This is a genomic window from Alcanivorax sp. HI0083 (assembly GCF_001635175.1).
In genome coordinates, this window is the sequence record NZ_LWFX01000156.1 from 1 (window position 1) to 940 (window position 940).

At 62.1% G+C, this 940-nt stretch carries 1 protein-coding gene and 1 pseudogene; both read left to right on the plus strand.

What is annotated here, in order from left to right; all coding sequences use genetic code 11:
* Positions 1–709, plus strand: a 709-nt coding sequence (locus A3754_RS01705) for an LPS-assembly protein LptD (RefSeq protein WP_156496681.1), incomplete at its 5' end; no start/stop codon positions are given.
* Positions 702–940: pseudogene (locus A3754_RS01710) on the plus strand (molecular chaperone SurA); the annotation flags it as partial. The gene A3754_RS01705 and the pseudogene A3754_RS01710, both read left to right, overlap by 8 nt.

Sequence of the window (940 nt, forward strand, 5' to 3'; positions counted from 1 at the left end):
TTCCGGCGAGCTGACCTTCTCCTACAATTCCCTATGCCGGGAAAACCGCTTCATCGGTTACGACCGTATTGGCGACGAAGAAAAATTGGCGGTAGGCCTGACCAGCCGCTTCCTGCATGATGGCACCGGCCGCGAGCAGCTGCGCCTGCGCGTGGCCCAGGGCTTCTATTTTGAAGACCGCAAAGTGATTACCGACCGGGCCGTGGAAGACCCCACCGACGACCAGACCCCGGTTATCGGCGACGCCCGCTGGAACTTTGCACGCGATTGGTACCTCTACTCAGAAGCCCAGTGGGATACCGAAGAGAACAAGCGCGAACGGTCCAACTTCCAGATCGGCTATAACGACCGGGAGCGCCGCGTCGTCAACCTGGGCTATCACGACCGCCCGGCAGACGACATCCGCGAATCGGAAGTCAGCGCTATTCTGCCGGTTCACCGACACTGGCGGCTGGTTGGCCGCTGGATGTACGACCTGGACAACCAGCGCACACTGGAAACCATGGCCGGTGCCGAATACCGTAATTGCTGCTGGAAGCTGCGACTGCTCAGCCAGCGCGAGCTGGTGGATGACAACGGCGACGGCAACCTCGAGGCGGACAGCACCATCTGGTTCCAGATCCAGATGATCGGCCTGGGCGGCTTTGGCGGCCAGGTGGATTCCCTGCTGGAGCGCAGCATTCCGGGATACAGGAGACAGTATGATTGATAGAACGCAGCACGCTGCACGCCGCACGCTGCATGCCAGACACACCCTGCTTGGCCTGCTGGCCATGGCCGTGCTGATGTTGCCGGCCTGGAGCCAGGCCAAGCTGCAGATCCTCGACCGCATCGTCGCCGTGGTTAACGACGGCGCCATCCCGGCCAGCCAACTGGATGCCCGGCTCAACACCATCGCCCTGCACTTTCAGGAAAAAGGCCAGCAACTGCCGCCCCCGGC